The sequence below is a fragment of the Pseudomonas sp. BE134 genome, from assembly GCF_031456105.1.
Classification (GTDB): Bacteria; Pseudomonadota; Gammaproteobacteria; order Pseudomonadales; family Pseudomonadaceae; genus Aquipseudomonas.
The window spans coordinates 119,441-144,521 of record NZ_JAVDUA010000017.1 but is presented as its reverse complement, the minus strand read 5'-3'; the positions used below and the strand labels follow the sequence as shown (position 1 = coordinate 144,521).

Genomic DNA, 25,081 nt, shown 5'->3' with positions numbered 1-25,081 from the left:
TCTCTCGTCAGCGGGAGGCGAATTCTACAGCGTTACACGCTGCTGTCAACACCTCTTTTTCAACTTCCTTTCGGGCTTCGATGAACTGAAGCCGCTCGCTGCCGAAAACTGCGCAACTCTTTGTTTATCAAGGAGTTTTCCGTCTCGACTGCGCCGGAAGTGGGGCGAATTATAGACATCCAGAATCTGCCGTCAAGCATTGATTTGGCTTTTCTATCAAGTTACTCAAAATCACTGCTATATATAGACGCGCCCGTCACGAATGCGCACTATATTGCTCAATCGCAATGAACAATACTCCTGCTTCCCATTTCGGACGATGCCACGCAATGAACGAACAGCCCCGCAGCCTTGCCTCGACCTTGTTCTCGGTAGGCCTGCTATTAATAGCCATGGCGTCCATCCAGTCCGGAGCGTCTTTGGCTAAAAGTATGTTCCCTGTTATTGGCGCTCAAGGAACTACCACCTTACGCCTGATTTTCGCCAGCGTGATCATGCTGCTTCTGCTACGCCCATGGCGGGCGAAGTTCACCGAAAAATCCCTTCGCACCGTGATCATTTACGGAATGGCACTGGGCGGCATGAACTTCCTCTTCTATATGTCTTTACGCACCGTCCCCCTGGGCATTGCCGTAGCCCTGGAGTTCACCGGGCCGTTGGCGGTGGCAATCTACGCCTCGCGCCGCGCGATCGACTTTTTGTGGATCGCACTGGCCGTTACAGGATTGATGCTGCTGATTCCAACAGGCGCCACCTCCGCAGGGATTGACCTGACAGGTGCAAGTTACGCTTTGGGCGCGGGCGCCTGCTGGGCGCTATACATTCTTTTCGGCCAGAAGGCTGGCGCCGACAACGGCGTGCAAACCGCCGCCTTGGGCGTGATGATTGCCGCATTATTTGTGGCCCCAATCGGCATCGTCCATGCCGGTGCCGCGCTACTAACTCCAGCCTTGATCCCCGTGGCCATCGGTGTTGCCATTCTGTCCACCGCCCTGCCCTACACGCTGGAGATGGTAGCCCTCACCCGAATGCCAGCCCGTACGTTCGGCACATTAATGAGCATTGAACCGGCGTTCGGCGCGTTGTCAGGCCTTTTGTTCCTGAATGAATACCTCTCACTGTCACAGTGGATGGCTATTTTGTGCATCATTCTGGCTTCCGTGGGTGCAACCATGACCATGGGCAGCGGTGCCAAGCCAGCGGTTGCGGCAGATTGATACAGAGTTTTACGCAGGTCTGGTAATTACCTTTCAATTAAGCCATGTTTAGGCCCGTAACCTAGTGCCAGGCATGGATTTTTCAGGGTAGGGATATCAATACGCTTTAAGCGAGTGCGAATGCAGCGAGACCCGGGCACAAGATCCGGGAACGCTTTAAGGACAGCAATGAAACGAATTTTGATATTGATAGCTGTACTTGCCGTTTCGGGTTGCGCGGCGACCTCGAAAACACAAGTCAAACACGGCAAAAAAGGGCTGCATCTTAACTGTTCAGGACTCTCATCCTCGTGGGACAAGTGCTACGCCAGCGCCGCCAACTCGTGCGCTCCCAAGGGGTACAAGGTTATCGCCAAGTCGGGGGACGCGGTGGAAGAACCAGGAGATTATCCATTCGGGCTCAATCCAGCCGGCTACACCAGCCGCAGCATGATCGTCATTTGCAAATAGATTGATGCCGTCCGGCTATCTGGCGGCCAATCTCATCGTAGCTGGACTTCAACACATTACGCTGGATGTCTGGTGTCGCCAGCATCCGGGCGACAACCAAAGCACCGATGCATTGCGACAGGATGGACCAAGCCAGGCTGTCGCTCTCCAGAATGCGCGCCCAATTCTCCTGCAGCTGACAAATCCATCGCTCCGCCTGTTGGCGAACCAGTACATCCGAACGAGCGATCTCAGCGCCCAACGCCGGCAACGCGCATCCGGACTCTGGATGCTCGACATGCGCCATGCTCAAGTAATGCTTGACGCAACGCTCAAGTTTTTCGCACCCCTGGTCGGCGCCTAGTCGTTCCAGGCTTTGACTTAGCTCACGCTCGACGATTGAAGCGAACAGCTCGTCCTTCGACGAAAAATGACTATAGAAAGCCCCGCCGCTCAAACCGATCGCCTTCATCAAACCGTCTACACCGACCGTGGAAAAGCCTGACTTCTTGGCTGACACCGCACTGCTTTCCAGCAGCTTCTCTTTGGTTTCCAACTTGTGACTGGCCGAGTAGCGCATCGCCATTTCCTCAGGATTGATCATCTTGACGCATGCCGCATCGTAGCATAACGTTCGTTTAGTTAACGATCGTTTACCAAAAGGATCAACCCATGAATAACAAGAAAGTCGTACTGGTTGTCGGCGCTGGGGATGCTACCGGCGGAGCCATTGCCAAACGTTTTGCACAGGAAGGCTACGTCGCCTGTGTCACCCGACGCAGTGCCGACAAACTTCAGCCCCTGGTCGACGCCATTAAAGCCAATGGCGGTGACGCCCACGGATTTGCTTGCGATGCGCGCAAGGAAGAAGAGGTCATTGCACTGGTCGAGCAGATTGAAAGCGAGATCGGGCCCATCGAAGCGCTTGTCTTCAATATCGGCGCCAATGTGCCCTGCAGCATTCTTGAAGAAACCGCCCGCAAGTATTTCAAGATTTGGGAAATGGCCTGTTTTTCAGGTTTTCTTAATGCCCGTGAAGTCGCCAAGCGCATGGCCAAGCGCCAACGGGGCACTATCCTGTTCACCGGAGCTACCGCTGGCATGCGAGGCGCCGCTGGATTTGCAGCGTTCGCCGGTGCCAAACATGGCATTCGCGCGCTGGCCCAAAGCATGGCGCGTGAGCTCGGCCCCATGAACATTCACGTTGCCCATGTCGTCGTCGACGGGGCTATCGATACCGATTTCATCCGCGAGAGCTTCCCGGAGAAATACGCGACCAAAGACGAAGACGGCATTCTCAACCCCGAGCACATCGCCGAGAACTATTGGTACCTGCACAGCCAGCCACGGGACGCCTGGACTTTCGAACTGGATTTACGGCCCTGGAGCGAGCGCTGGTAAGCCCCTCCCCTATAACAATAAACAGAGCGCACTGACCATGAGCAAAACCGTGGAGTTCTTTTTCGACCTCGGCAGCCCGGCCACCTACCTGGCCTACACCCAGCTACCGAAAATCTGTGAGCAAACCGGCAGCCAACTGATTTACACGCCAATGCTGTTGGGTGGCGTCTTCAAAGCCACCGGCAACGCTTCACCGGCAGTCATCCCGGCCAAAGGCCGTTACATGTTTGAAGACCTCGACCGCTATGCAAAACGCTATGGCGTACCACTGAAGTTCAACCCGCACTTCCCCATCAACACCCTGATGCTGATGCGCGCAGTGACGGGGATTCAGTTACGTCATCCAGAGCGCTTCCTGGCGTTTATCGATTGCCTGTTCACTGCCCTCTGGGTTGAAGGCCGCAGCCTTGATGACCCTGCTACCGTGGCCGAGGTGTTGACGCAAAACGGTTTTGCGCCCAATGAAGTACTCGCCCTGACAGCCGATGAGGAGGTTAAAACCCTGCTCAAGGACAATACCGAGAAAGCTGTACAGCGCGGGGTATTTGGTGCACCGAGCATGTTCGTCGGCAACCATATGTACTTTGGTCAGGATCGGCTGGACTTCGTAATTGAAGCCCTGAGATAAGCAACCAAGGCCACGACGTACGAATGACGAAGAGTCAGGCGCTCGACCAAGCGCCTGAACTCAAACCCGTCAAATAGCCGCAGTTCGGGTGTTCAACCACTCAAGTGCGGCGCCATCGAGCAGTGGGCTCAAGCGCTCGCGCACTTCGGCGTGGTAGGCGTTAAACCACTGCTTTTCTTCCAGTGTCAGCAGCGACGGCTCCAGGCAGCGGGTGTCGATCGGACACAGCGTCAGGGTTTCGAACTTGAGGAACTCACCAAATTCGCTGGTACCCGCTTCACGGTTCAGCGCCAGGTTCTCGATTCGCACGCCCCATCGGCCCGGACGGTAAGTGCCTGGCTCGATGGAAGTGATCATGCCCGGTAGCATCGCGGTCTGCGGAGTAGCCGCGGCCTGATAGGCGATGACCTGCGGGCCTTCGTGAACGTTGAGGAAGTAGCCAACGCCATGGCCGGTGCCGTGACCGTAGTCGACGCTTTCGGCCCAGATCGGAGCGCGAGCAATGGCATCGAGTAACGGCGACAAAATTCCCCGAGGGAATTGTGCACGGGACAGAGCGATCACGCCTTTGAGTACGCGTGTGCAGTCGCGTTTCTGCTCATCCGTCGGCGTACCGACCGGCACCATCCGCGTAATGTCAGTGGTGCCACCCAGGTATTGACCGCCGGAGTCGATCAGCAACAGACCGTCCCCCTCGATCACCGCGTGCTCTTCTTCGGTCGCGTGGTAGTGCGGCATCGCGCCATTGGCGTTGAACGCAGCAATGGTATTGAAACTCAGCGACACGTAGCCAGGACGTCGGGTGCGCGCGGCGGTGAGGTGTTCGTCGATGGTCAGTTCGGTGATGCGCTCACGACCCAGGGCCGAGTCCAGCCAAGTGAAGAACTCGCACAGAGCGGCGCCGTCCTGCTCCATGGCCTGACGAATGTGCTCGGCGTCAGCCAGGCTTTTCTGCGACTTGGCCAACGTGGTCGGGTTCAGGCCTTCGACAAGTTTTACGCCACTGTCGAGGTTTTCCAGCAAACCGGCAGTGACGCGTGCCGGATCGACCAGCACGCTCGCACCGCTTGGCACGGCGCGCAAGGCGGCGGCCACTTCACTGTAATCACGCAGGGTTACGCCGTCTTGCTCAAGCACCGCACGCAGTTCGGCATCGACTTTGCTCAGGGCCACGAACAGGGTGGCCTGCTCCTGGCTGATCAAGGCGAAGGACACGAACACCGGGTTGAACGATACGTCGCCACCGCGCAGATTGAACAACCAGGCGATGTCATCCAGGGTGGCGACAAAATGCCAGTCTGCGCCACGGTCTTTCAGAACCTCGCGCAGTTTCGCGAGTTTTTCACCACGGCTGACCGTCGCCTGCGGCGGCAAATGTTGATAGATCGGCTCATTCGGCAGCGTCGGGCGGTCGCTCCAGACTTCGCTCAACAGGTCGATATCAGTACGCAGGCGTGCGCCGCGCTCTTCGAGTTTGCTACCCAGGGTACGCGCCGAGGCCACAGCCATTACAGCACCATCCACCGCGACGACGCCCCCTTCAGGGGTTTGCTCGGCCAACCAGTCCAGTGGGCCGGGCTGACCCGGTTGCAGCTTGACCAGTTCGATACCGCTGCCCTTGAGTTCCTTGGTCGCTTGTTCCCAATATCGGCTGTCGGCCCAGACGCCGGCAAAATCCGGCGTAACGATCAGCGTGCCGACCGAGCCATGGAAGCCCGACAACCACTGCCGTCCCTGCCAGTAGCCAGGCAAGTATTCCGACAGGTGCGGATCGGCCGACGGCACCAGCAAGGCATGAATGCCTTCACGGCTCATCAGTTCGCGGGTTTGCGCCAGGCGTTGGGGCACCGATCCATTGATCGAAGGCTGCGTACTCATCGTGTCTCCTGCTAATCACTTCAGCTAATTGTTGAGTGCCGATCTGAGTCGGCGCTTTAAGGCGCTACTGCCAGAATGCCGGGGCGCTGGCGCAGGCCGCTTTGATCAGGTGCACCGCCTGGTCGACGTCTTGCTCGGTGGTGAACCGGCCGAGACTCAGGCGAATCGTGCGGCTCGCCGAGCGGGCGTCGTGCCCCAGGGCCAGCAACACATGGGATGGAACGTTGCTGGCGGAGTTACAGGCCGATGTCGCGGAAAACGCGATCGAATGGCTCAACGCCGCGGAATTGAACTCACCTTCGCTGAAGGTCAGGCTCAAGGTATGAGGAATGCGTTGGGTCGGGCTGCCATTGAGGCGAACGCCGGGAAGACTCAGCAACTGCTCAAGCAAACGTTTACGCAAACACACGATCGAGGCTTTCTCTTCATCAAATGAAGCAGCGGCCAATGCGAAGGCCGCACCCATCGCAGCTATCTGATGGGTTGCCAGGGTGCCGGAACGCAATCCGCCCTCGTGACCACCGCCGTGAATCTGTGCCTGCAAGCGTTGCTGCGCGCGCGGACCGACGTACAGCGCCCCGATACCTTTGGGGCCGTAGATCTTGTGCGCGGAAAACGACATCAGGTCCACCGGCAGGCGGGACAGATCGATCGCCACTTTGCCCGCGCCCTGAGCCGCGTCGACATGGAACAACGCATCGCGTGCACGCACGACTTCGCCGATGGCGGCGATATCGTTGACCGTGCCCAGTTCGTTGTTGACCAGCATCAGCGACACCAGAAAGGTGTCCTCGCGCATCGCTTCGCTGACCGCTTGCGCCGTGATCAAACCATCGGCGTCAGGTACCAGATACGTCACCGCAACACCGGAGTCCTGCAATTGTTTCGCCGTGTCGAGAATCGCCTTGTGTTCGATCTGGCTGGTAATGATGTGCCCGCCGCTGACACCCCGCGCCTGGGCCACGCCCTTGAGCGCGAGGTTGTTGGACTCGGTGGCGCCGGAGGTCCAGACGATCTGCGCAGCCTGTGCGCCGACCAGTTCGGCGACCTGCTGCCGGGCGTGCTCGACCGACTGCCGGGCTTGCTGGCCGAAGGCATGGGAGCTGGACGCCGGGTTGCCGAAATTGCCGGTAAAACCCAGACACTCGACCATGACCTTGATGACTCGCTCATCCACCGGCGTGGTAGCGGCGTAATCGAAATACAACGGACGTTTTTTCATAAAAGACTCGCAGAGCGTGTTCCGGGATCAGGAGGCTCGTAACCGAAACGTCAAAACGCAGCCTTGTGAGCTGCGTCGATATTTCAGTACGTTAGAAATACCTGATCGGAAGCCGTTAATGAAGGACAACTTCATTTAAAAGTGCGTAGGAACGCTCCTGAAGTCGAGCTTAACAGGCATCGGGCAAGCGGTTGAAGCAATGCGTCAGCCAATGCTTTCAAGAAGTAACGGATACAGCGAAGCCACCAACAGCAAGGCCATGCCCCAGTTGAACAGGCGCAACCAGCGGCGATCCTTCAACACGTTGCGTAACAGCGTGCCGCAACCGGCCCAGACGCTGACACTCGGCAAGTTGATCAACGCGAACACGGCCGCAATCACGAGCACATTGGTGAAATAGCCCTGCATCGGCGTGTAGGTGCTGATGGCACCAATGGCCATGATCCACGCTTTGGGATTGACCCATTGAAACGCGGCGGCGCCCAAATAACTGATGGGTTTGCTCTCGCCCTTCTCGCTCTCGGAGACCGGACCCGAGTGGGCAATTTTCCACGCCAGATACAGCAAATACGCCGCGCCGATATAGCGCAGAACGGTGTAGAGCATGGGATAGGTTTGAAACACGGTACCAAGACCGAACCCGACAGCGACCACCAGGACAAAGAAACCACAGGTGATACCCAACATGTGCGGGATGGTGCGGTTAAAGCCGAAGTTCACGCCTGATGCCAGCAACATGGTGTTGTTAGGGCCGGGAGTGATCGAGGTGACGAGTGCAAACAGGGCGAAGCCCATCAGCAGGTCGAGTGAGAGCGTCATGAGCGGCAGTCCATTTGGGTCAATCGGGTGTTAAGACCCTATCGCACGCCTTGCGGGAAACCCACGGACAGTTACGTAAAACTTCGAGCGGTACAGTTTTCAATCAACTTGGACGACCGTGAAGCTGTACAGCACGTTCGGCGTTCATCTCGCCGTGTTTATCGAAACCAAAGGGTTTCTGCGGTTGACCGAGTAATGCCGCTTTCTTCGCGTGGTACTCCTCGAAAGACAAACCACGACGGTTCAATTCCTCAAGCGCCAATTCCCTGGATTCTTCGGCGGTGTAGGGCCGTAATTCCGGTGAAACATGGCTGGCACATCCGGCAAGCACGGAGATGGCGAGCAGCAAGAAAGTAGCGATTAAAGGTTTCATTGTTGGCGTCCTGCATCTGGGTTCGGGGCAATGAACACAGGCTACTCGCGCCGTTTCTCTAGCAGAAATCAACGCTCTCGATAGTGGCTATCGACTTCCGCAAACACTCAACAAGCCGCAACGAACCATATTCCTTTTTGAGCTATTAATATTAATTTAATGTCTTTTGAGGAATAACACACACCCACTATAACAACGCCATCGCCTGACGAAGTGTTGCCCAAGCAACTGTTTGCCGGGCAACAGTCATCCATTGGCGCAACCTGAGCACTCACCCCCCTGCATGACCCGGTGGATTACAAACTCCATGAGCTGGGTGACTGGTCGCTGAACCAGGCCTTGTCGTCTCCGACTTTCTATTCATAGCTTTCATTTCATGGAGCGAACCCCATGCAATTGCTGACCTTACCGCCCTCGCCCGCGCTGGCCACCTCGATCCGTGCCACGGCACAGGTATTCGAAGATCCGAAATCCCAGGCCTTGCTCGCCCATCTGCAACAAGTTGCACCCAGTGAGGCCAGTGTGTTGATCATCGGCGAAACCGGCACCGGCAAAGAGCTGGTGGCGCGACACATCCACAACCTCAGCGCCCGGCGTAACCAGCCGTTCGTAGCCGTGAACTGCGGCGCGTTCTCCGAATCGCTGGTCGAGGCCGAACTGTTCGGCCACGAAAAAGGTGCCTTTACTGGCGCGTTGAGCGCCAAGGCCGGATGGTTTGAGGAGGCTGATGGTGGCACGCTGTTCCTCGATGAAATCGGTGATCTGCCGATGGCTATCCAGGTCAAGTTACTGCGCGTGTTGCAGGAGCGCGAAGTGGTCCGGCTTGGCTCGCGCAAGAGCATTCCCATCGACGTACGTGTGCTGGCCGCGACCAACGTACAACTGGAAAAAGCCATTAACGCCGGGCATTTTCGCGAAGACCTTTATTACCGTCTCGACGTGGTCAGCCTGGAGTTGAGCCCCTTGCGCGAGCGCCCCGGCGACATCCTGCCGCTGACCCGACATTTCATCGAAACCTACAGTCAGCGCCTGGGCTATGGCCGCATCACCATCAGCAAAGAAGCCGAGTTGAAACTGCGCAGCTACAGTTGGCCGGGCAACATCCGCGAGCTGGAGAACGTCATCCATCACACGCTCCTGATCTGCCGTAATGGTGTGATCGAACGCGATGACCTGCGCCTGTCCAACATGCGCATCGAGCGCCAGGACGATTACCACGCCAATATCGACGATTCACCGGAAGCCCTGCTGGATCGAGCGTTTCAAAAGCTGTTCGCAGAACAGGCCGGTGCGCTGCATGAAAAAGTCGAAGACGCGTTATTGCGCGCAGCCTATCGCTTCTGCCATTACAACCAGGTCCACACCGCCGCCCTGCTGGGCCTGAGCCGAAACGTGACCCGCACGCGGCTGATCAAGATCGGTGAGCTGGCCGTGAACAAGCGCCGGGTGAAGGAGAATGTTCAGGGCGAGCGCGTGTTGCAGTTGTCGATTTAGCCCACCGGCGGGGGCGCTGCTGCTGCAATCAAATGCAGATCCGAAATAACGGCGCGGCCATCGTCGGAACGCCGCCCGAAGTCGGCTCGCTCCCACAGGTCCCGCTTTCAATGCGTAGTCGGCAATCTGCTGCTGCGCTGTTGTTAGCTGAACAGCGTTACTGCTCGTCGGGCGCTCGGTAGCCAACACGACACGGGCCTATATTTATTCGGTCGGAAATCGACACAGGACGCCTTTTCTTCCACAACAACAAACAGGGAGATTCATCATGAGCGTAAAACCCATTCCAGAGGGTTATCACAGCATCACCCCGTATCTGGGCATTCACAAAGCGGCTGAAGCGATCGAGTTCTACAAGAAGGCCTTTGGCGCCATCGAAGTCATGCGTTTGGCCATGCCGGACGGCGGGATCGGACATGCCGAACTGCGGATCGGCGACTGCCCGGTCATGCTCGGCACACCGTGTGATCAGGGGCCGTTGAGCAATCCTGACAACTCACCGTCGGTGGGCCTGCATCTGTATGTGACGGATGTGGACAAGTCCTATAAACAAGCGATTGCGGCGGGTGGCACAGTGGTGTCGGAGGTCAAGGACCAGTTTTACGGTGACCGTTCCGGGACGCTGATGGATCCGTATGGACACTTGTGGTTTCTGGCCACGCGCAAGGAGGATTTGACTCAAGAGCAGATTGAGCAACGGGCCAAGGAGATGTTTCAGCAAGGTTAAGATCTTCAGTGCCTGACAGGCTCGCTTCCACGTTTGACTGGCGTACTCCGTCCCCTGTGGGAGCGAGCTTGCTCGCGATAGGCCATTTCCAACACCACAAAACCCCGCTTTGCCCCCTCCCTCATCAACACACATTCGCTAATAAGAAACATTTACTTTCACATCACCTTTCGGGTTTACTGATTCTCATCCGTCTTATAGGCATGTAGTTGGCGTGCGCAAGCAAAAGCCCCGCCGGCCTTTTCATGGACCTCAACGCTGGGAAGCCCGCAGCAGAGGCCCGCTCATCGATACAAGACCTTCAATCATGTCGAAGAAATCCCGCTCCAAACTCTGGTTTCTGGTCCATGGCTGGCTGGCGTTGCCGATCTGGTTTTTCGTGCTGATCGTCTGTGTCACCGGCACGCTGGCGGTGATCAGCCAGGAAATCGTCTGGCTGGCCAACCCGCAAATGCGCGCCAGCCAGCCGTCGGACGATGCGCCGCTGCTCAGCTATGACCAGATCATTGCGGCGATCAAACAGGCCGAGCCCAATACGCTGGTCGAGTCCATCAGCCGCCCCGACGAATCCCACTTTGCCCTCGACGTCGGCGTCAGTTACCCGGATGGTCGCTCGGTGACGGTGTACGTCAACCCGTATAGCGGCGTGATTCAGGGCACCGCCCCGGCATTCGATTTCAAGGCATTTACCCGAGCGCTGCACGGCTGGTGGCTGGTGCCGTTCACCAACGGTTACAGCTGGGGCTGGTACCTGGTGTCTTTCCTGAGCCTGCCGCTGCTGGCGTCACTGGTCACCGGGCTGGTGGTGTACAAGCGTTTCTGGAAGGGTTTCTTGCGCCCGACCTTACGCATTCGTCATGGCGCGCGGATTTTCTGGGGCGACTTTCATCGCCTGAGCGGCATCTGGTCGATCTGGTTCATTGCGGTGATTTCCATCACCAGCACCTGGTTCCTGATTCAAGCGTTCATGTTCGATAACCAGGTCACGATTTCCACGGCCCCCGTGGCCCTGGTGGTTCCGCGTGAGAGTGTGCCAGTGACCACCGATGGTTCGCCGGCACCGCTGATCAGCCTCGAAACTGCCATTGCACAGGCCAAAGAGCGCATTCCTGGTCTGGACGACAGCTTTGTCACCCTCCCCGCCAACGCCTATAGCTACCTCACCGTGGGCGGTCGCAGTTGGTATCCGCTGATGTTTCAGACTGCCGATATCAACCCGTATAACGGTGACATCGCCTCCACCCGCCTGTTGGCGGACCGTTCAGGCCTGGAACTGGTCACCGAGTCCATGCGTCCGTTGCACACCGGCGATTTCGGCGGGATCTGGATCAAGCTGATCTGGTTCTTCTTCGGGCTGCTCCTGAGCATGATGGTCCTCAGCGGCTTGCTGATCTGGACCAAACGCACCGCCCTGGCCACGGCCAACGCCCTCAAGCGCAGCAACAAAAAGCCACGGGTGCAAGCCGTTACGGAGGTCAGCCAATGAACGCGCGCGCCAAGCAAACACCTGACTCGACACTGCGCCGCTTCTGGCTCAAATGGCGCTTCCACATCAACGTGCTGCTGCTGTTGGTGCCGCTGGGGTTCATGCCCAAATACTTCGCTGATGCGGCGCTGTTTCGCGGCGACACCGGATTGGGTGAGCGAGAGATCGGAGAAGTCCAGGTCGGTCCATGGAGCCTGCGTCTAGCCGAGTTTCGCAACGAGGCCCCGACGCTCGATGGTCCGGCCGGCTACATGAAGAGCTTCAACGCCGCGCTCTGCGACCTCTGCCGTGAACAGGTCAAAGCAACTTACCTGCGCATCGGCAAGCCGCGCAGCCTGCGTGCCGCCGGGGTGATTTTCTTTGGTACGCCGCACCGCATGGGCGCCATGTTGCCGATCCCGGAAAAGACCAAGGCTGACGCCGAGTTGTGGATCACCATGGAGGGCTGGGACGGCGCGATGCATCAAGCCTCCCTCCCCCTGAGCCAGGCATCGCCTGCCACCCTCGCGTGGCTGAACCAACAAGGAGGCAAACCATGATCAGCACTTTTCGACCGATACACGCCGCGTTGCTGGTGCTCTGCGCCGGCTTCAGCGCCAGCGCCCTGGCGCATAACCCGATGTGCGAATGCAAAGCCATCGATGCCGAACAGATCAAATGCACCGGCGGATTCTCCGACGGCAGTGGTGCGCCGGGCGTGACCCTGGACGTGATCGGCTACGACGAAACCATTCTGGTCCCGGGCAAACTCGGCGCCGATTCCACACTGACTTTCAAGAAACCCGGCGCTGAGTTTTATGTGCTGTTTGACGCAGGTCCCGGCCACGTCGTCGAGATCGACCAGGCGGACATCCAAACCCCATGAGTACGCCCACCACTCAAATCGTCCGTCCGGCCGGTGCCGGCCATGAAACCCTGTATGTATTGCTGTTGTGCCTGATGATTCTGGCCGTGGCCGGCTCGGTGGTCGCCTGGCGCCACGAGTCTCAGGCCGTGAGCATCGTGGGCAACCATCAACTGGATGCCCGTCGTGACTTGAGCGCTTCCGAACAAGGTATATACGCCGACCTGCGAGTGACGCTGGACGAGATTCACCTGCTGCGCCAGGAACAGCCATCCCTGCCGACACCCGCGACCCTCGCCGATGAAGGTTTTGCACCGTTTGCCCAAGACGCCAGTTCGGTCAGTCGTGGCGACCATGCCTGGCAACTGCTTGAGGCCAAGGCCTACTTCGGTCGAAGCCAGGCCCCCGCCGTGGCCGGTTCGTTTTTGATGCGCCTGAGCGCTGGCGACGATGCGCCGGACATCTGGCTCAACCGCGCCACTGACCTCAAAGCGCCGGCTGACCTGGCTGACACCGCACTCGAAAGCGCCGGCTGGCAGCAGATCGTCGCGCAATTCGATGCCGGCGTGACCCGCCAGCACCGGCACTGAACCCTGCCTTCACCCGAGAGAAGACCGCTTTCCCATGCCTAATTCATCTTTCTTGCGCCTGCTATGGGTCGGCTTGCTGGCCTGCCTGCTGACTCCACTGGCCCACGCCGACGACACCAAGCGCCTGCGCATCGGCATCACCTTGCACCCCTATTACAGCTACGTGGCCAACATCGTCGGCGACAAGGCCGAAGTGGTGCCGCTGATTCCGGCCGGTTTCAACCCACACGCCTACGAACCCCGCGCCGAAGACATCAAGCGTATCAGCGGGCTGGACGTGATCGTGCTCAATGGCGTCGGCCATGACGACTTCGCCGACCGCATGATCGCCGCCAGCGAAACGCCGAATATCCCGGTGATCGAAGCCAACGAAAACGTGCCGTTGCTGGCCGCCACCGGTGTTGCCGCACGCGGTGCCGGCAAAGTGGTGAATCCGCATACGTTCCTGTCGATCAGTGCCTCGATTGCCCAGGTCAACAACATCGCCCGGGAACTGGGCAAACTTGACCCCACCAACGCCAAGACCTACACCGAGAACGCCCGCGCCTACGGCAAACGCCTGCGCAAGATGCGCGCCGACGCCCTGGCGAAGCTGACCCAGGCACCCAACGCCGAACTACGAGTGGCGACGGTCCACGCGGCGTATGACTATTTGCTGCGCGAATTCGGCCTGGAAGTCACTGCCGTGGTCGAGCCGGCTCACGGTATCGAACCGAGCCCGAGCCAGTTGAAAAAAACCATCGACCAATTACGCGAACTGGACGTGAAAGTGATCTTCTCGGAGATGGATTTCCCTTCCTCTTACGTCGACACCATCCAGCGTGAATCCGGGGTGAAGCTGTACCCGCTGTCGCACATTTCCTACGGCGAATACACCACCGACAAGTACGAAAAAGAAATGACCGGCAACCTCAACACCGTCGTCCGGGCGATACAGGAGTCGGGACAATGACCGCACAAGAAACCCTGTCAGTCCAGAGCACCGGACCGACGCTGGATTTCGCCGATATCAGCCTGACCCTCGGCCGCACGACAATCCTCGACAAAGTGACCTTTCAGGTTCAGCCCGGCAGCGTGCATGCGCTGGTCGGCCCCAACGGTGGCGGCAAAAGTTCGCTGATCAAAACCTTGCTGGGACAAATGCCCCATCAGGGTCGCTTGAGCCTGCAGTGGCCGGGCGATTCCGGAACCATCGGCTACGTGCCGCAAGCGCTGGAGTTTGACCGCGGCTTGCCAATGACCGTCGACGATTTCATGGCCGCCATGTGTCAGCGGCGTCCGGCGTTCCTCGGCTTGAGCAAACACTACGCGGTAGCGATTGGTGAAGCGCTGGAGCGGGTTGGCATGCAGGACAAGCGCAAGCGGCGCATGGGTGCGTTGTCCGGCGGTGAGCGTCAACGGGTGTTGCTGGCTCAAGGGCTGATCCCGGCACCGCAGTTGCTGGTACTCGACGAACCCATGTCGGCGCTGGATGAAGCCGGTATTCAAGTGTTCGAGCGGCTGCTCGGCGATTGGCGTCGCAGCGGCATCACCGTGCTGTGGATCGAGCACGATCTGGAAGCGGTCGGGCGTCTGGCGGATCGCGTCACCGGGCTCAATCGCCGGGTGCTGTTCGATGCCACGCCGAAACAGGCGCTGACGCCGGAACGCTTGCTGACCCTGTTCGCCACCCATCCACGGAGCGCCGCGTGATGAGTTACGAAGCCTTTCGTTTGATGATTCAGGGCTGGGCCTCTTCGGGTTACCTGCCCGAGGCGCTGGCTTATGGGTTTGTGGTCAACGCGCTGCTCGCTGGTCTGTTGATCGGCCCGGTATTGGGCGGGTTGGGCACGTTGGTGGTGGTCAAGCGCTTCGCGTTTTTCTCCGAAGCCGTGGGGCACGCTGCGCTGACCGGCGTGGCCATCGGCATTCTGCTCGGCGAACCCTACACTGGGCCTTACGGCAGCTTGTTTGGCTACTGTTTACTGTTCGGCATCCTGCTCAACTACCTGCGCAACCGCACCGGCCTGGCACCGGATACATTGATCGGGGTGTTCCTGTCGGTGTCCCTGGCCTTGGGCGCGAGCCTGCTGTTGATTCTGGCGGGCAAGATAAACGTGCACATTCTCGAAAACGTATTGTTCGGATCGGTGCTGACCGTCAACGGCAATGATCTGGCGGTCCTGGCCATTGTCGGTTCGCTGGTCATGGCGCTGGCCTTGCCGCTGTACAACCGCATCATGCTGGCCAGTTTCAACCCGCAACTGGCGGCGGTGCGCGGGGTGGCGGTGAAGACCCTGGATTATCTGTTTGTGATTCTGGTGACGCTGATCACCGTGGCAGCGGTGAAGGTCATCGGCGCGATTCTGGTCGGCGCCCTGCTGGTGATTCCAGCGGCGGCCGCGCGGTTGCTCAGCCAGTCGTTGAAGGGCTTCTTCTGGTGCTCGGTGTTGATCGCCACGGTCAGCACGCTGTGCGGGATTCTGGCGCCAATTGTCTTCGACCTGCCGATTCCGTCCGGTGCCGCGATCATTCTGGTGGCCGGTATCGCCTTCGCCCTGTCCGCCATTGCGCGCGGTGTCGTCCCCAGCCTGAAAGGGAATCTTGGATAAATGTCTTTTTCTCTGCGTCAACTGACCCTGGCCATTGCCCTGTGTGGGCTGGTCAACACCTCTTTTGCGGCGGACAACGCCAAAGCGCTACACGTGCTGGCGTCCTTGCCGATCACTTACGGGCTGGGCGAAGTCTTGCTCAAGGGCACCAACGTCAACCTTGAACGCGCCGCGCCGGCGAACCTGCCCGGCAGCCGTCAGACCGCCTATTTCACCGGCCGTGGCGCTCCGGCGCTGGCCAAACTGGCGACGGATGCCGATGCCGTGATCGGCCTGCGCTCGCTGTGGCCGGATGATCCGCTGTACCCGATCTCCCGTCGCAGCAACATCCGTATCGTCGAAGTCGACGCCGCCCGCCCGGTGGATGGCGCCCTGCCCGGCATCGCCGTGCAGCCGGACAACAAGGTCGACGGTTTGAACAGTCAGCCGTGGTTTTCCAGCAACAACATGGGGCGCATGGCTGACGTGATGGCCGCGGATCTGGTGCGTATGGCGCCTGAAGCCAAGCCCAGGATCGAGGCTAATCTGGCGGCGCTGAAACAGCGCTTGCTCAAATTCAGCGCCGACAGCGAAGCGCGGTTGGCCAGTGCTGAAAACCTTAGTGTGATGAGCCTCAGCGATCACTTCGGCTATTTGATTGGCGGGCTCAATCTGGAGCTGATCGGGATCGATGCACGGCCGGATGCCGAGTGGACGCCTGAAGCACTCAAGCAATGGGGCGCGACACTCAAGGACAACGATGTAGCGGTGGTACTGCATCATCGGCAGCCTTCGGACGCGGTGAAAGCGGTGATTGCCGAGGCGGGTAGCCGGTTGGTTGTGCTAAGTGTGGATGCGGCGGATCCGGTGGCGGAGCTGGAAGGGAATGTGGATTTGGTGATCAACGGATTGAACGGCGCGTAAGCCAGTCAGATCGTTCCCACGCTCTGCGTGGTAATGCCTCAATGTCGCTCTGCGTCCGCATTGGGACGCAGAGCGTCCCTGGCTGCATTCCCACGCAGAGCGTGGGAACGATCATCCGGACATGAAAAAGCCCGCTGACCTTTTCGGTTCAGCGGGCTTCTTTTTGCGCCCGGACTCAGTGAGCCAAAGCCGCCTGTTCTTCCATCTTGCGCCGCAAACTCAGCGGGCGCATGTCCGTCCAGGTTTCTTCGATGTAAGCCAGGCATTCCTTTTTCAAACCGCTCTTGCCCACCGTGCGCCAGCCTGCGGGTACGGCTTTGTAATCAGGCCAGATCGAGTATTGCTCTTCGTGGTTGACCACGACCTGAAAGAGGATGTCCTCGCGGTCGAATACGGAAGTCATGGTATTTCTCCATCGCTGTAAGGTGGGCTGCGCGGCGTGCGCAACCGTTATGTAGAAAGAACGTTCAAGGGGCGAAAAAATTTAGAGGCTGGCGGTGGCTGCGGCCATGGCCCGGCCGAAGATCTCGGCCACCTGATCGATTTCAGCGGCAGTGATCACCAGCGGCGGCAGGAACCGCACTACGCCGCCGTGACGCCCGCCCAACTCAAGAATCAACCCGCGTTTGAGGCATTCGCGCTGCACCAGCGGTGCCAGGCGCGCAAATATCGGTGGATGGCCCTGAGCGTCCGGCGTGCCGGTCGGGTCGATCAGTTCAACGCCGAGCATCAGGCCGCGCCCCCTGATGTCGCCCAACTGCGGGAAGTCCCGCTGCAGGATGCGCAGGTGTTCGCTCAAGCGCTCGCCCATGGCGGCTGCGTGCTCGCACACCTTGTGTTCGACCAGATAACGCATCACTGCGGAACCGGCGGCCATGGCCATCTGATTACCACGGAAGGTCCCGGCATGCGCGCCCGGCAGCCAGGTGTCGAGCCAGTCGCGATAAACCACCACCGCCAGCGGCAAGCTGCCGCCGATGGCCTTGGACATCACCACCACATCCGGAATGATGCCGGCGTGCTCGAAAGCGAACATCTTGCCGGTGCGGGCGAAACCGCTCTGGATTTCATCGACGATCAACGCCACGCCAGCCTTTTCGGTGATGCGCCGCACGCCACGCAACCAGTCGAGATCAGCCGGGATCACCCCGCCTTCGCCCTGCACCACTTCAACAATCACGGCGGCCGGCAATTGCACGCCCGCCTCAGGGTCATTCAGCAGGTTGTCCAGATAATTGAGGTTGACCTGCACGCCCTGCGCGCCACCGAGGCCGAACGGACAACGGTAATCGTAGGGGTACGGCATGAACTGCACGCCGCTGCTGATCAAGGCGCCCAACGGTTTTTTTGGCCCCAGGCTGCCCATCAGGCTCAAGGCGCCCTGGCTCATGCCGTGATAACCGCCCTGGAATGACAACACGGTGCTGCGTCCGGTGGCGGTGCGCACCAGTTTCAGCGCGGCTTCCACCGCGTCGGTGCCGGTTGGGCCACAGAACTGGATCTTCGCCTCGGCAGCCAAGGCCGGCGGCAACAAACCGAACAGGTCCTGCACGAACTGATCCTTGACCGGCGTGGTCAGGTCGAGGGTGTGCAGCGGCAGTTCATCGCTCAGTACTTGCTGGATCGCTTCGATCACCACGGGGTGGTTGTGCCCCAGCGCCAGCGTGCCTGCGCCCGCCAGGCAATCAATGAAATGACGGCCTTCGACGTCTTCGACATAAATGCCCCTGGCGCGTTTCAACGCCAGGGGAATGCGCCGCGGGTAGCTGCGGGCGTTGGATTCCTGCTGATTTTGACGGGCCAGCAGCGGCGATTCGTTGAATTGATAAAGCGTCTCGGCGTGCACCGGGACAATCCGGGCCGGCTGATTTTCGATAAGGCTGGTAGCGACTGACATCTCTCGACCCCTCAATAAGGTTTCCTGTTCTGGAAACGCATCAGGGGCTCAAGGATTTAGACCTTTGACAACGCTTTGTGCATGGATACGCGTCGGCCCCCTGTGGCTGCGAGCCAGCTCCGGGCGGCTCGCTCCCACAGGGCGATTGGGGTTGGTGGTCAGTGGGCTTGTAGTGGCATGGTCAATTCGACCCGCAGCCCATCCGGCTGGCTGTCAAAACGCAACGTGCAACCGCAGCGCTGGACAATCGCCTGAACAATCGCCAGCCCCAACCCGCAACCGGTGCTCTGGCCATTGCGCCAGAAGCGTTGGGTCAGGTTTTGCAAGTCGTCTTCGGCAATCCCTGGCCCGTGGTCACGAACCAGAAAACGCGCACGATTGCCGGACGTATCCAGGCTCAACTCCACGGCTCCATCACCCGGGGTGTGGCGCAAGGCGTTGTCGAGCAAGTTGCGCAACGCGGCAATCGACAACACGGCGGGCATTTGCACCGGCGCATTGGAAAATTTGCTCGGCATTTGCAGCTTGATGCGCTGCCGATCTCCGCTGGCCGCGTCCTGAATCGCCAGTTTCGCCACTTGCTCGGCGCTGCACTGTACGCCGTCATCGAACGACAGGCTGCCCTCGACCCGCGCCAGTAACAGCAGTTGTTCAAGGGTCCGGTGCATGCGGTCGGCGCCCTCTTCGGCCCGGGCCAGGGACTGATCCCGCGCTGCGCCGTCGGTCATGCGTGCCACTTGCAGGTGAGTCTTGATGGCTGTCAGCGGGCTGCGCAGTTCGTGCGCCGCATCGCCGGTCAGACGTCGCTCGCGCTCGATGGCCTTGCCGATCCGCTGGAGCAGCTGGTTCTGGGTATCCAGCAACGGTTGCAGCTCGCTGGGCAGTGGCTGGATCTGCAACGGTTCGAGGGAATCAGCGCTGCGTCGCATCAGCGCATCGCGCATACGGTTGAGCGGCGCCAACCCTTGGCCGATCCCCAGCCACAACAGGCACAGGCAACCGAGCAACGCCACACCGACCGGTACCGACGCGGCCAGCAGAATCGACATGTTCAGCGCCTCGCGCTCGATTTGCCGGTCGGCGGTAGTGATGCGCAGATCGCCCCGCGCCAGCGTGAAACTGCGCCAGGGCGCGCCGTCGATCATCTGATCGTGGAAACCCATTTTCTCGGCTTCCAGTTTCTGTTCGGGGTCACTGTGACTACGAGCAAGAATTTCCCCGCGCAGCGAACTGACCTGACAAGCCATACCGCCGGGAATATTCAGTTGTTCCGCGCTGAAGTGAGTGCCCTCGCCTTTGCTCGGCAATGCCGGCAATTGCTCCAGCAACCCGGCGACCATCCGCGCTGAAGCCACCAGCCGCTGGTCGAGGGAAAACATCATTTGATTACGCAAGTCGCTGAGCATCCAGGCCGCCGCCAAGGCCCAGATCAACGCAAAAGCGGCGCCGAGGGTCAGGCTCAGGCGCAAACGCAGGCTCATCACTTTGAGTGTTCTCCGCCACTAGCCGGTCCCAGGCGATAGCCCAGGCCGCGCACTGTTTCGACGATACCGTTACCGAGTTTACGCCGCAGGTGATGGATATGGACGTTAAGGGCGTTACTTTCCAGTTCGTCGTTGAAACCGTAGACGCTGTCCTTGAGTTGCTCGGTGGAGAGCACGCGCCCCCGGTTATGCAGCAAAGCCTGCAACAACGCCTGCTCCCGGCGCGACAAGTCCACCGGCTGCCCGCCAAGCAGGGTTTCGCGGCTGCTGGGGTCGTACGTCAGGGCACCGTGTTCAATCAGGTTGACGCTGCGCCCGGCTACCCGGCGCAGCAACGTGTGAAGACGCGCGGCGAGTTCACGCAGATCGAACGGTTTAAGCAGGTAATCATCGGCGCCGGCTTGCAGGCCATCGACGCGATCCGTCACTGAATCCCGTGCGGTGAGAATCAACACCGGAATCTCAAGACCGTTGTGGCGCAATTGCTGCAACAGCTTCAGGCCGTCTTCGTCTGGAAGGCCGAGGTCGAGCACCATGACGTCGAACTCAGCGACCTTGAGCATCGCGCGCGCAGCTGAAGCGGTGGCGACGTGCTCGACCGTCAGGCCCTGTGCGGAGAGGCCGGCGACAATACCGCTGGCGATCAGCTCATCGTCTTCACAAACCAGTACGTGCATGGGCGCTCCAGGATTAAAAACGCGAGTAAAACAGCTGAGGATTAAGGCGCAATTATGGCAACAGTGGTGGCTGGCGAACAGCCCGACAATCAGTCAGACGCTCCTTTGTCCAAATTAAAGATCATTATCCGTTTCAAACAGACACACACAAGAACAACAAATCATTCCAAGTTCTAAATCCATACAAGTAAGATAACCCTGCACCACACTAAAACACAGTAACTACCCAGACAAAAACTCAAACAACTGAAAGGAATCAGACTATGCAAACACTCAAAAATTTTGTAGCCGTTGATTGGCGTTCCGGCAAAGACAAAATTTACTTCTTCTTCAAAGACACTAATAAATACTCTCGCTTTGATATCAGTTCAAACACCGTCGAAAATGGATTTCCTGCCGACATCACATCCGATAGCTGGGGAGCCGTTCATGCCCAATTAAAGAATCTGCGATTCGGATTCACGGCCCCCGCACTCGGTGGCACAGGGGGTGGGGGCGATGACATTTTATGGTTTTTTTATAACACCACTGGCAAACCAATGGTCTGCAAATACGATCAGGACCTTGACAAGCCAGTTGCCAACTACCTTCTTGAAAACTCGATATGGCACTCACTAGCGCCTTATTTTGACACTATCGTCGCCGGCACCTGGTGGGATACTTTCGCTCCCAAAAACGTATTCCGTTTCCTGACAAACGACGGGCACTACATCATCTTCAACTACATCACCAACAAAACAACACGACTGCCAATTACGCCTGAATCCTGGCCTGGCTTGTCACCGTATAAAAACCGAATCATAGGCGCCGTACAAAATGACGCGCCTCTATTCGACACTTATTACTACATCTTCCTCACCAACAACGAATACATCAGGTACAACCTGAAAAATAATAAAGCCGAGACCGGCCCGATAAACATCAATGACGGTAATTGGCCGGGACTGCTGAGGGACTGAGGACTCACCGATGTGCGGCGTGCGGTTAATCATCGGTTAATCGCCGCCTCCCATTGTGCACCTCACCTGCACAGGGATAAGGCTTACCCATGCGTCGTCTGTTTCTATTTTTCTTCCTTTTGATCTCGAGTCTGGCCCAGGCAGGGACCAATCCGTTCGAAACAAAACCTGAGTTTCTGCCAGTGGAAAAGGCGTTCGTCTTCACGTCCGAACGCCTCGAATCCGGTGAAACACAGCTCTATTGGCAGATTACTGACGGTTATTACCTTTATCAGAAACGACTGAAATTCGATGGCTTGCCTACCGAACAGCATCCCGTCCTGCCGGAAGGCGAAGCGCACAGCGACGAGTTCTTCGGTGAACAGCAGGTTTACCGCCAAGGTCTGGAACTGAAGATCCCGGCCGGCGCGAGCGGTCAGATCAAGGTGGGCTTCCAGGGCTGCGCCGATGCCGGTTTGTGTTATCCACCGCAAACGCAGGTGGTGGATCTGGGCGGCAGCATCTCGGTCGCCGTAAACGAAGCTGCGGATCAAACCCTGGCCAGTGACCTGCAACAACGGGCGCTGGGCTGGAGTTTGCTGGTGTTTTTCGGTTTGGGTCTGCTGCTGGCATTCACGCCTTGTTCGTTACCGATGCTACCCATTCTGGCCGGCTTGGTTGTGGGCAGCGGCGCCACGCCTAAACGCGGGTTTGCCCTGGCGGGCAGCTATGTGGTGAGCATGGCGCTGGTGTATGCGGCGATGGGCGTATTGGCCGCATTGCTCGGTGCAAACCTGCAAGCGCTGCTGCAAAACCCGTGGCTGCTGGGCAGTTTCGCGGCGGTATTTGTGCTGTTGGCGTTGCCGATGTTCGGGTTCTTCGAGTTGCAATTGCCGGTGGCCGTGCGCGACCGTCTGGAAAACGTGTCGCGCAATCAACGTGGTGGCAGTCTGGTCGGCGCCGGTGCACTGGGTGCCTTGTCCGGTTTGCTGGTGGGTCCATGCATGACCGCGCCGTTGGCCGGTGCCCTGCTCTACATCGCGCAAAGCGGTAATGCGCTGCATGGCGGGCTGATCCTGTTCGCCATGGGCATCGGCATCGGTGTGCCGCTATTGCTGCTGGTGACAATCGGCAACCGCTTCTTGCCAAAGCCTGGTGCGTGGATGAACCTGCTCAAAGGCATCTTTGGTTTCCTGTTCCTCGCCACGGCGTTGCTGATGTTGCGTCCGGTGCTGGATGAATCGTTGTGGATCGGATTGTGCGGCGCACTGCTGTTGTCGGCGGCTTACAGCGCCTGGCGCCAGTCCAGCGGTTTTGGTCGGACGGCGCACGTGTTCGGCGCCAGCTCATTACTGTTGGGTTTGTGGGGCAGTCTGTTGGTGATCGGTGCAGCGGGCGGTAGCGACGATTTGTATCAGCCACTGCAGGTCTATCGCGGTTCAACCACGGCCAGTGCCGCTGCACCTGTCGGCCACGAGGCCTTCACCACCATCAAAGACCCGCAAGCGTTGCAACGGGAACTGGACGCGGCGCGGGCACAGGGCCAATGGGTGCTGCTGGATTACTACGCCGATTGGTGCATCTCGTGCAAAGTCATGGAAAAACAGGTCTTCGGCAAAGCCAACGTGATGCAAGCGTTGAGCGATGTGCGCTTGCTCCGGCTGGATGTCACCGCCGACAATGCCGCCAGCCGCGAACTGCTCGGCCGTTATAAAGTGCCGGGGCCACCGAGTTTTCTGTGGATCGGCGCCGACGGCGAAGAGCGTCGCAGCCAGCGCATCACCGGCGAGGTCGATGCCGACACCTTCCTGCAACGCTGGACCACGACCCGAGACGCCCGTTAATGCTGACTTTTACCCTCGGCACCTTCGCCATCGCGCTCAATCATCTGCTGCTGATCAGCGCCCTGGCGCTGGCGACGTTTGTCGGCTGGCGGGTGGCCAAGCGGGGTGGCGAAAACCCCGAGTCGGTGCTGTTCAGCCTGTTCCTGACGGGCATGCTGGCGGCCCGGGTCAGTTTCGTCGCCGTTTACTGGGCGCACTACCGCAACGATCCGTGGCAAATCATCGACCTTCGCGACGGTGGATTCCTCGCCTGGCCGGGGGTGATCGTGTTGCTGCTTACGGCGCTGTATCGCGGCTGGCGTCGACCGGGATTGCGCCGACCTCTGGGGTTCGGCTTGGGCAGCGGCCTGGTGTTCTGGCTGCTGGCGACCGTCTCCCTGGGCATTTACGAACAAGGCACACGCCTGCCGGAAATCAGCCTGCGCAATGCCGCCGGTGACACCGTGCAACTGGCCGATTACCGGGGCGGTCCACTGGTGATCAATCTCTGGGCCACCTGGTGCCCGCCGTGCCGTCGGGAAATGCCGGTACTGGAAAATGCCCAGCAACACCGGCCGGACCTGACTTTCCTGTTCGTCAATCAGGCCGAAAGCATGCAAAGCGTCGCCACCTTCCTCGAAACCCAGGGCTTGAGCCTGACCAACGTGCTGTTCGATGGCGGCGGTCGATTGGGGCAGGCCGTGGGTTCGATGGCGTTGCCGACGACGCTGTTCTATAGCAATGACGGTCGCCTGCTGGGCAGTCATTTGGGCGAACTCTCACAAGCCAGCCTGGCCCACGCCCTGGAAAACTTTGACACCCCTTCTTCTGCCACACCGTCCCCCTCTTCAAGGAAACTGCCATGCCCCGCCTCCGCCACCTGCTGACGCTGACCCTGGGCGCTGCCCTGCTGCACCTGCCGTCGGCACAGGCCGCTGAAGAACTGCCTGAAGCGATCAAGAAGATCGAAGCCAAGGGCGCGAAAGTCGTCGGCCAGTTCGATGCTCCCAACGGCTTGCGCGGGTACGCAGCGCAATACCAGAACCGTGGCATGGCGCTGTACCTGACCCCGGATGGCAAGCATGTATTGCTCGGCAACCTCTACGATGCCGAGGGCAATGACCTGACCACCGCACCGTTGCAGAAGCTGGTTTACGCGCCAATGGCCAAGGAAGTCTGGGGCAAGATGGAAGCCAGCAACTGGATCGCTGATGGCAAAAAAGATGCCCCGCGTATCGTCTATCTGTTCAGCGATCCGAACTGCCCTTATTGCAACGTGTTCTGGGAACAGGCGCGGCCGTGGGTAAAGGCCGGCAAGGTGCAATTGCGGCACATCATGGTCGGAATCATTCGCGAGGACAGTCCGGGCAAATCGGCGGCGTTGCTGGCAGCCAAAGACCCGGGCAAAGCGCTGGAAGAACACGAAAAGGCTGGCAAGCTGAGTTCGCTCAAAGCCCTCAAGGACGTGCCGCCGGCCATTCAGGCGAAACTGGCGACGAACATGCAGCTGATGGAAGACCTGGAATTGCAGGCAACCCCGGCGATTTTCTACATGGATGACAAGGGCGAGCTGCAACAGCAGCAAGGCGCGCCTTCGCCGGACAAATTGGCGAAGATTCTGGGGCCTAAATAGTTTCACCCGACGTTGTGTTGGTGAACT

27 protein-coding genes and 1 pseudogene are annotated in these 25,081 nt (G+C 59.1%); 19 read left to right on the top strand and 9 right to left on the bottom strand.

The features are described from left to right. Positions 1-329 precede the first annotated feature (329 nt). Entirely contained in the window at positions 330-1,217 is an 888-nt protein-coding gene (gene rhtA / locus J2Y56_RS16030) for a threonine/homoserine exporter RhtA (protein WP_310338340.1), read from the top strand. Between the two features lie 168 nt (positions 1,218-1,385). Further along, positions 1,386-1,667: a hypothetical protein gene (locus J2Y56_RS16025; protein ID WP_007943258.1), complete on the top strand. Its 282-nt coding sequence runs from the start codon at positions 1,386-1,388 to the stop codon at positions 1,665-1,667. Here the strand turns inward: J2Y56_RS16025 and J2Y56_RS16020 are convergent. Continuing rightward, entirely contained in the window at positions 1,654-2,226 is a 573-nt protein-coding gene (locus tag J2Y56_RS16020; protein ID WP_310351315.1) for a TetR/AcrR family transcriptional regulator, read from the bottom strand. The two genes, J2Y56_RS16025 and J2Y56_RS16020, sit on opposite strands and share 14 nt — an antisense overlap. A 92-nt stretch (positions 2,227-2,318) precedes the next feature. Here J2Y56_RS16020 and J2Y56_RS16015 point away from each other — a divergent pair, with 92 nt between their 5' ends. Together J2Y56_RS16015 and J2Y56_RS16010 are read left to right on the top strand one after the other, a co-directional pair. Then, positions 2,319-3,047 (top strand): SDR family oxidoreductase, encoded by a 729-nt coding sequence (locus J2Y56_RS16015; protein WP_007943260.1) that lies wholly within the window; start codon positions 2,319-2,321, stop codon positions 3,045-3,047. A 37-nt stretch (positions 3,048-3,084) separates the two neighbouring features. Beyond that, positions 3,085-3,675 carry a 2-hydroxychromene-2-carboxylate isomerase gene (locus J2Y56_RS16010; protein ID WP_310351309.1) on the top strand — a complete coding sequence of 197 codons (591 nt, stop codon included), beginning with the start codon at positions 3,085-3,087 and terminating at the stop codon, positions 3,673-3,675. 69 nt (positions 3,676-3,744) lie between these two features. Here J2Y56_RS16010 and J2Y56_RS16005 read toward each other — a convergent pair whose 3' ends face one another. The 4 genes from J2Y56_RS16005 to J2Y56_RS15990 all read right to left on the bottom strand — a co-directional run bounded on the left by J2Y56_RS16005 (position 3,745) and on the right by J2Y56_RS15990 (position 7,967). Further along, positions 3,745-5,553 (bottom strand): aminopeptidase P family protein, encoded by a 1,809-nt coding sequence (locus tag J2Y56_RS16005; RefSeq protein WP_310351306.1) that lies wholly within the window; start codon positions 5,551-5,553, stop codon positions 3,745-3,747. A gap of 64 nt (positions 5,554-5,617) precedes the next feature. Continuing rightward, positions 5,618-6,775 (bottom strand): aminotransferase class V-fold PLP-dependent enzyme, encoded by a 1,158-nt coding sequence (locus J2Y56_RS16000; protein WP_310351304.1) that lies wholly within the window; start codon positions 6,773-6,775, stop codon positions 5,618-5,620. Positions 6,776-6,979: 204 nt separating this feature from the next. Beyond that, positions 6,980-7,594, bottom strand: coding sequence for a LysE family translocator (locus J2Y56_RS15995; RefSeq protein WP_007943265.1), 615 nt, complete (start codon positions 7,592-7,594; stop codon positions 6,980-6,982). Between the two features lie 103 nt (positions 7,595-7,697). Continuing rightward, positions 7,698-7,967 (bottom strand): hypothetical protein, encoded by a 270-nt coding sequence (locus tag J2Y56_RS15990; protein WP_007943266.1) that lies wholly within the window; start codon positions 7,965-7,967, stop codon positions 7,698-7,700. A gap of 251 nt (positions 7,968-8,218) precedes the next feature. On the opposite strand from J2Y56_RS15990, the pseudogene J2Y56_RS15985 reads away from it, so the two are divergent. From J2Y56_RS15985 to J2Y56_RS15935, 11 genes and pseudogenes are all read left to right on the top strand, one after another. After that, a pseudogene (locus tag J2Y56_RS15985) lies at positions 8,219-8,333 on the top strand (monooxygenase); the annotation flags it as partial. Positions 8,334-8,357: 24 nt separating this feature from the next. After that, positions 8,358-9,461 (top strand): sigma-54 dependent transcriptional regulator, encoded by a 1,104-nt coding sequence (locus J2Y56_RS15980; RefSeq protein WP_310351300.1) that lies wholly within the window; start codon positions 8,358-8,360, stop codon positions 9,459-9,461. A 268-nt stretch (positions 9,462-9,729) separates the two neighbouring features. Continuing rightward, positions 9,730-10,188 carry a VOC family protein gene (locus J2Y56_RS15975; protein ID WP_150781950.1) on the top strand — a complete coding sequence of 153 codons (459 nt, stop codon included), beginning with the start codon at positions 9,730-9,732 and terminating at the stop codon, positions 10,186-10,188. Positions 10,189-10,495: 307 nt separating this feature from the next. Beyond that, the gene (locus J2Y56_RS15970) at positions 10,496-11,674 is read left to right on the top strand and encodes a PepSY domain-containing protein (RefSeq protein WP_007943269.1); all 1,179 of its coding nucleotides are present in this window, start codon (positions 10,496-10,498) and stop codon (positions 11,672-11,674) included. Then, positions 11,671-12,213 (top strand): hypothetical protein, encoded by a 543-nt coding sequence (locus J2Y56_RS15965; RefSeq protein WP_007943270.1) that lies wholly within the window; start codon positions 11,671-11,673, stop codon positions 12,211-12,213. The genes J2Y56_RS15970 and J2Y56_RS15965 overlap by 4 nt, the downstream gene beginning before the upstream one ends. Next, positions 12,210-12,539, top strand: a complete 330-nt coding sequence (locus J2Y56_RS15960; RefSeq protein WP_007943271.1) for a hypothetical protein — start codon at positions 12,210-12,212, stop codon at positions 12,537-12,539. Before J2Y56_RS15965 ends, J2Y56_RS15960 begins: the two co-directional genes overlap by 4 nt. Then, positions 12,536-13,108, top strand: a complete 573-nt coding sequence (locus J2Y56_RS15955) for a DUF6162 family protein (RefSeq protein WP_310351297.1) — start codon at positions 12,536-12,538, stop codon at positions 13,106-13,108. The genes J2Y56_RS15960 and J2Y56_RS15955 overlap by 4 nt, the downstream gene beginning before the upstream one ends. Positions 13,109-13,142: 34 nt before the next feature. Beyond that, positions 13,143-14,060 (top strand): metal ABC transporter substrate-binding protein, encoded by a 918-nt coding sequence (locus J2Y56_RS15950; protein ID WP_310351293.1) that lies wholly within the window; start codon positions 13,143-13,145, stop codon positions 14,058-14,060. Continuing rightward, entirely contained in the window at positions 14,057-14,800 is a 744-nt protein-coding gene (locus J2Y56_RS15945; protein ID WP_310351291.1) for a metal ABC transporter ATP-binding protein, read from the top strand. The genes J2Y56_RS15950 and J2Y56_RS15945 overlap by 4 nt, the downstream gene beginning before the upstream one ends. After that, on the top strand, positions 14,800-15,699 hold the full coding sequence (locus J2Y56_RS15940; RefSeq protein ID WP_007943275.1) for a metal ABC transporter permease: 900 nt from the start codon (positions 14,800-14,802) through the stop codon (positions 15,697-15,699). The genes J2Y56_RS15945 and J2Y56_RS15940 overlap by 1 nt, the downstream gene beginning before the upstream one ends. Continuing rightward, a complete protein-coding gene (locus J2Y56_RS15935; RefSeq protein ID WP_310351290.1) occupies positions 15,700-16,602 on the top strand; it encodes a metal ABC transporter solute-binding protein, Zn/Mn family in 903 nt (300 codons plus the stop codon). It abuts the gene before it with no gap. 175 nt (positions 16,603-16,777) lie between these two features. Here J2Y56_RS15935 and J2Y56_RS15930 read toward each other — a convergent pair whose 3' ends face one another. The 4 genes from J2Y56_RS15930 to J2Y56_RS15915 form a co-directional block, all read right to left on the bottom strand. Continuing rightward, on the bottom strand, positions 16,778-17,005 hold the full coding sequence (locus J2Y56_RS15930) for an MbtH family protein (protein ID WP_007943277.1): 228 nt from the start codon (positions 17,003-17,005) through the stop codon (positions 16,778-16,780). Positions 17,006-17,086: 81 nt separating this feature from the next. Next, positions 17,087-18,499: an aspartate aminotransferase family protein gene (locus tag J2Y56_RS15925; protein ID WP_310351288.1), complete on the bottom strand. Its 1,413-nt coding sequence runs from the start codon at positions 18,497-18,499 to the stop codon at positions 17,087-17,089. Positions 18,500-18,657: 158 nt separating this feature from the next. Then, positions 18,658-19,983, bottom strand: coding sequence for an ATP-binding protein (locus J2Y56_RS15920; protein WP_007943279.1), 1,326 nt, complete (start codon positions 19,981-19,983; stop codon positions 18,658-18,660). Then, entirely contained in the window at positions 19,980-20,660 is a 681-nt protein-coding gene (locus tag J2Y56_RS15915) for a response regulator (RefSeq protein WP_310351287.1), read from the bottom strand. Before J2Y56_RS15915 ends, J2Y56_RS15920 begins: the two co-directional genes overlap by 4 nt. Before the next feature lie 263 nt (positions 20,661-20,923). On the opposite strand from J2Y56_RS15915, the gene J2Y56_RS15910 reads away from it, so the two are divergent. The 4 genes from J2Y56_RS15910 (at position 20,924) to dsbG (ending at position 25,054) form a co-directional block, all read left to right on the top strand. Continuing rightward, positions 20,924-21,619, top strand: a complete 696-nt coding sequence (locus J2Y56_RS15910) for a hypothetical protein (protein ID WP_310351284.1) — start codon at positions 20,924-20,926, stop codon at positions 21,617-21,619. Between the two features lie 89 nt (positions 21,620-21,708). After that, on the top strand, positions 21,709-23,442 hold the full coding sequence (gene dsbD / locus J2Y56_RS15905) for a protein-disulfide reductase DsbD (RefSeq protein WP_310351282.1): 1,734 nt from the start codon (positions 21,709-21,711) through the stop codon (positions 23,440-23,442). Continuing rightward, a complete protein-coding gene (locus J2Y56_RS15900; protein ID WP_310351280.1) occupies positions 23,442-24,308 on the top strand; it encodes a TlpA disulfide reductase family protein in 867 nt (288 codons plus the stop codon). Before dsbD ends, J2Y56_RS15900 begins: the two co-directional genes overlap by 1 nt. Continuing rightward, a complete protein-coding gene (gene dsbG, locus J2Y56_RS15895) occupies positions 24,284-25,054 on the top strand; it encodes a thiol:disulfide interchange protein DsbG (RefSeq protein ID WP_310351278.1) in 771 nt (256 codons plus the stop codon). The genes J2Y56_RS15900 and dsbG overlap by 25 nt, the downstream gene beginning before the upstream one ends. Positions 25,055-25,081 lie beyond the last annotated feature (27 nt).

Excerpts from the sequence above, each read along its gene's own strand:
- J2Y56_RS15965 (WP_007943270.1), top strand. The coding sequence starts at position 11,671 with ATGAACGCGCGCGCCAAGCAAACACCTGACTCGACACTGCGCCGCTTC.
- J2Y56_RS15930 (WP_007943277.1), bottom strand. The coding sequence starts at position 17,005 with ATGACTTCCGTATTCGACCGCGAGGACATCCTCTTTCAGGTCGTGGTC.
- J2Y56_RS16010 (WP_310351309.1), top strand. The coding sequence starts at position 3,085 with ATGAGCAAAACCGTGGAGTTCTTTTTCGACCTCGGCAGCCCGGCCACC.
- J2Y56_RS15950 (WP_310351293.1), top strand. The coding sequence starts at position 13,143 with ATGCCTAATTCATCTTTCTTGCGCCTGCTATGGGTCGGCTTGCTGGCC.
- J2Y56_RS16025 (WP_007943258.1), top strand. The coding sequence starts at position 1,386 with ATGAAACGAATTTTGATATTGATAGCTGTACTTGCCGTTTCGGGTTGC.
- J2Y56_RS15980 (WP_310351300.1), top strand. The coding sequence starts at position 8,358 with ATGCAATTGCTGACCTTACCGCCCTCGCCCGCGCTGGCCACCTCGATC.
- J2Y56_RS15925 (WP_310351288.1), bottom strand. The coding sequence starts at position 18,499 with ATGTCAGTCGCTACCAGCCTTATCGAAAATCAGCCGGCCCGGATTGTC.
- J2Y56_RS15955 (WP_310351297.1), top strand. The coding sequence starts at position 12,536 with ATGAGTACGCCCACCACTCAAATCGTCCGTCCGGCCGGTGCCGGCCAT.
- J2Y56_RS15960 (WP_007943271.1), top strand. The coding sequence starts at position 12,210 with ATGATCAGCACTTTTCGACCGATACACGCCGCGTTGCTGGTGCTCTGC.
- J2Y56_RS15970 (WP_007943269.1), top strand. The coding sequence starts at position 10,496 with ATGTCGAAGAAATCCCGCTCCAAACTCTGGTTTCTGGTCCATGGCTGG.
- J2Y56_RS16020 (WP_310351315.1), bottom strand. The coding sequence starts at position 2,226 with ATGCGCTACTCGGCCAGTCACAAGTTGGAAACCAAAGAGAAGCTGCTG.
- J2Y56_RS15910 (WP_310351284.1), top strand. The coding sequence starts at position 20,924 with ATGCAAACACTCAAAAATTTTGTAGCCGTTGATTGGCGTTCCGGCAAA.
- dsbG (WP_310351278.1), top strand. The coding sequence starts at position 24,284 with ATGCCCCGCCTCCGCCACCTGCTGACGCTGACCCTGGGCGCTGCCCTG.
- J2Y56_RS15915 (WP_310351287.1), bottom strand. The coding sequence starts at position 20,660 with ATGCACGTACTGGTTTGTGAAGACGATGAGCTGATCGCCAGCGGTATT.
- rhtA (WP_310338340.1), top strand. The coding sequence starts at position 330 with ATGAACGAACAGCCCCGCAGCCTTGCCTCGACCTTGTTCTCGGTAGGC.
- J2Y56_RS15975 (WP_150781950.1), top strand. The coding sequence starts at position 9,730 with ATGAGCGTAAAACCCATTCCAGAGGGTTATCACAGCATCACCCCGTAT.
- J2Y56_RS16000 (WP_310351304.1), bottom strand. The coding sequence starts at position 6,775 with ATGAAAAAACGTCCGTTGTATTTCGATTACGCCGCTACCACGCCGGTG.
- J2Y56_RS15990 (WP_007943266.1), bottom strand. The coding sequence starts at position 7,967 with ATGAAACCTTTAATCGCTACTTTCTTGCTGCTCGCCATCTCCGTGCTT.
- J2Y56_RS15935 (WP_310351290.1), top strand. The coding sequence starts at position 15,700 with ATGTCTTTTTCTCTGCGTCAACTGACCCTGGCCATTGCCCTGTGTGGG.
- J2Y56_RS15995 (WP_007943265.1), bottom strand. The coding sequence starts at position 7,594 with ATGACGCTCTCACTCGACCTGCTGATGGGCTTCGCCCTGTTTGCACTC.
- dsbD (WP_310351282.1), top strand. The coding sequence starts at position 21,709 with ATGCGTCGTCTGTTTCTATTTTTCTTCCTTTTGATCTCGAGTCTGGCC.
- J2Y56_RS15940 (WP_007943275.1), top strand. The coding sequence starts at position 14,800 with ATGAGTTACGAAGCCTTTCGTTTGATGATTCAGGGCTGGGCCTCTTCG.
- J2Y56_RS16015 (WP_007943260.1), top strand. The coding sequence starts at position 2,319 with ATGAATAACAAGAAAGTCGTACTGGTTGTCGGCGCTGGGGATGCTACC.
- J2Y56_RS16005 (WP_310351306.1), bottom strand. The coding sequence starts at position 5,553 with ATGAGTACGCAGCCTTCGATCAATGGATCGGTGCCCCAACGCCTGGCG.
- J2Y56_RS15900 (WP_310351280.1), top strand. The coding sequence starts at position 23,442 with ATGCTGACTTTTACCCTCGGCACCTTCGCCATCGCGCTCAATCATCTG.
- J2Y56_RS15945 (WP_310351291.1), top strand. The coding sequence starts at position 14,057 with ATGACCGCACAAGAAACCCTGTCAGTCCAGAGCACCGGACCGACGCTG.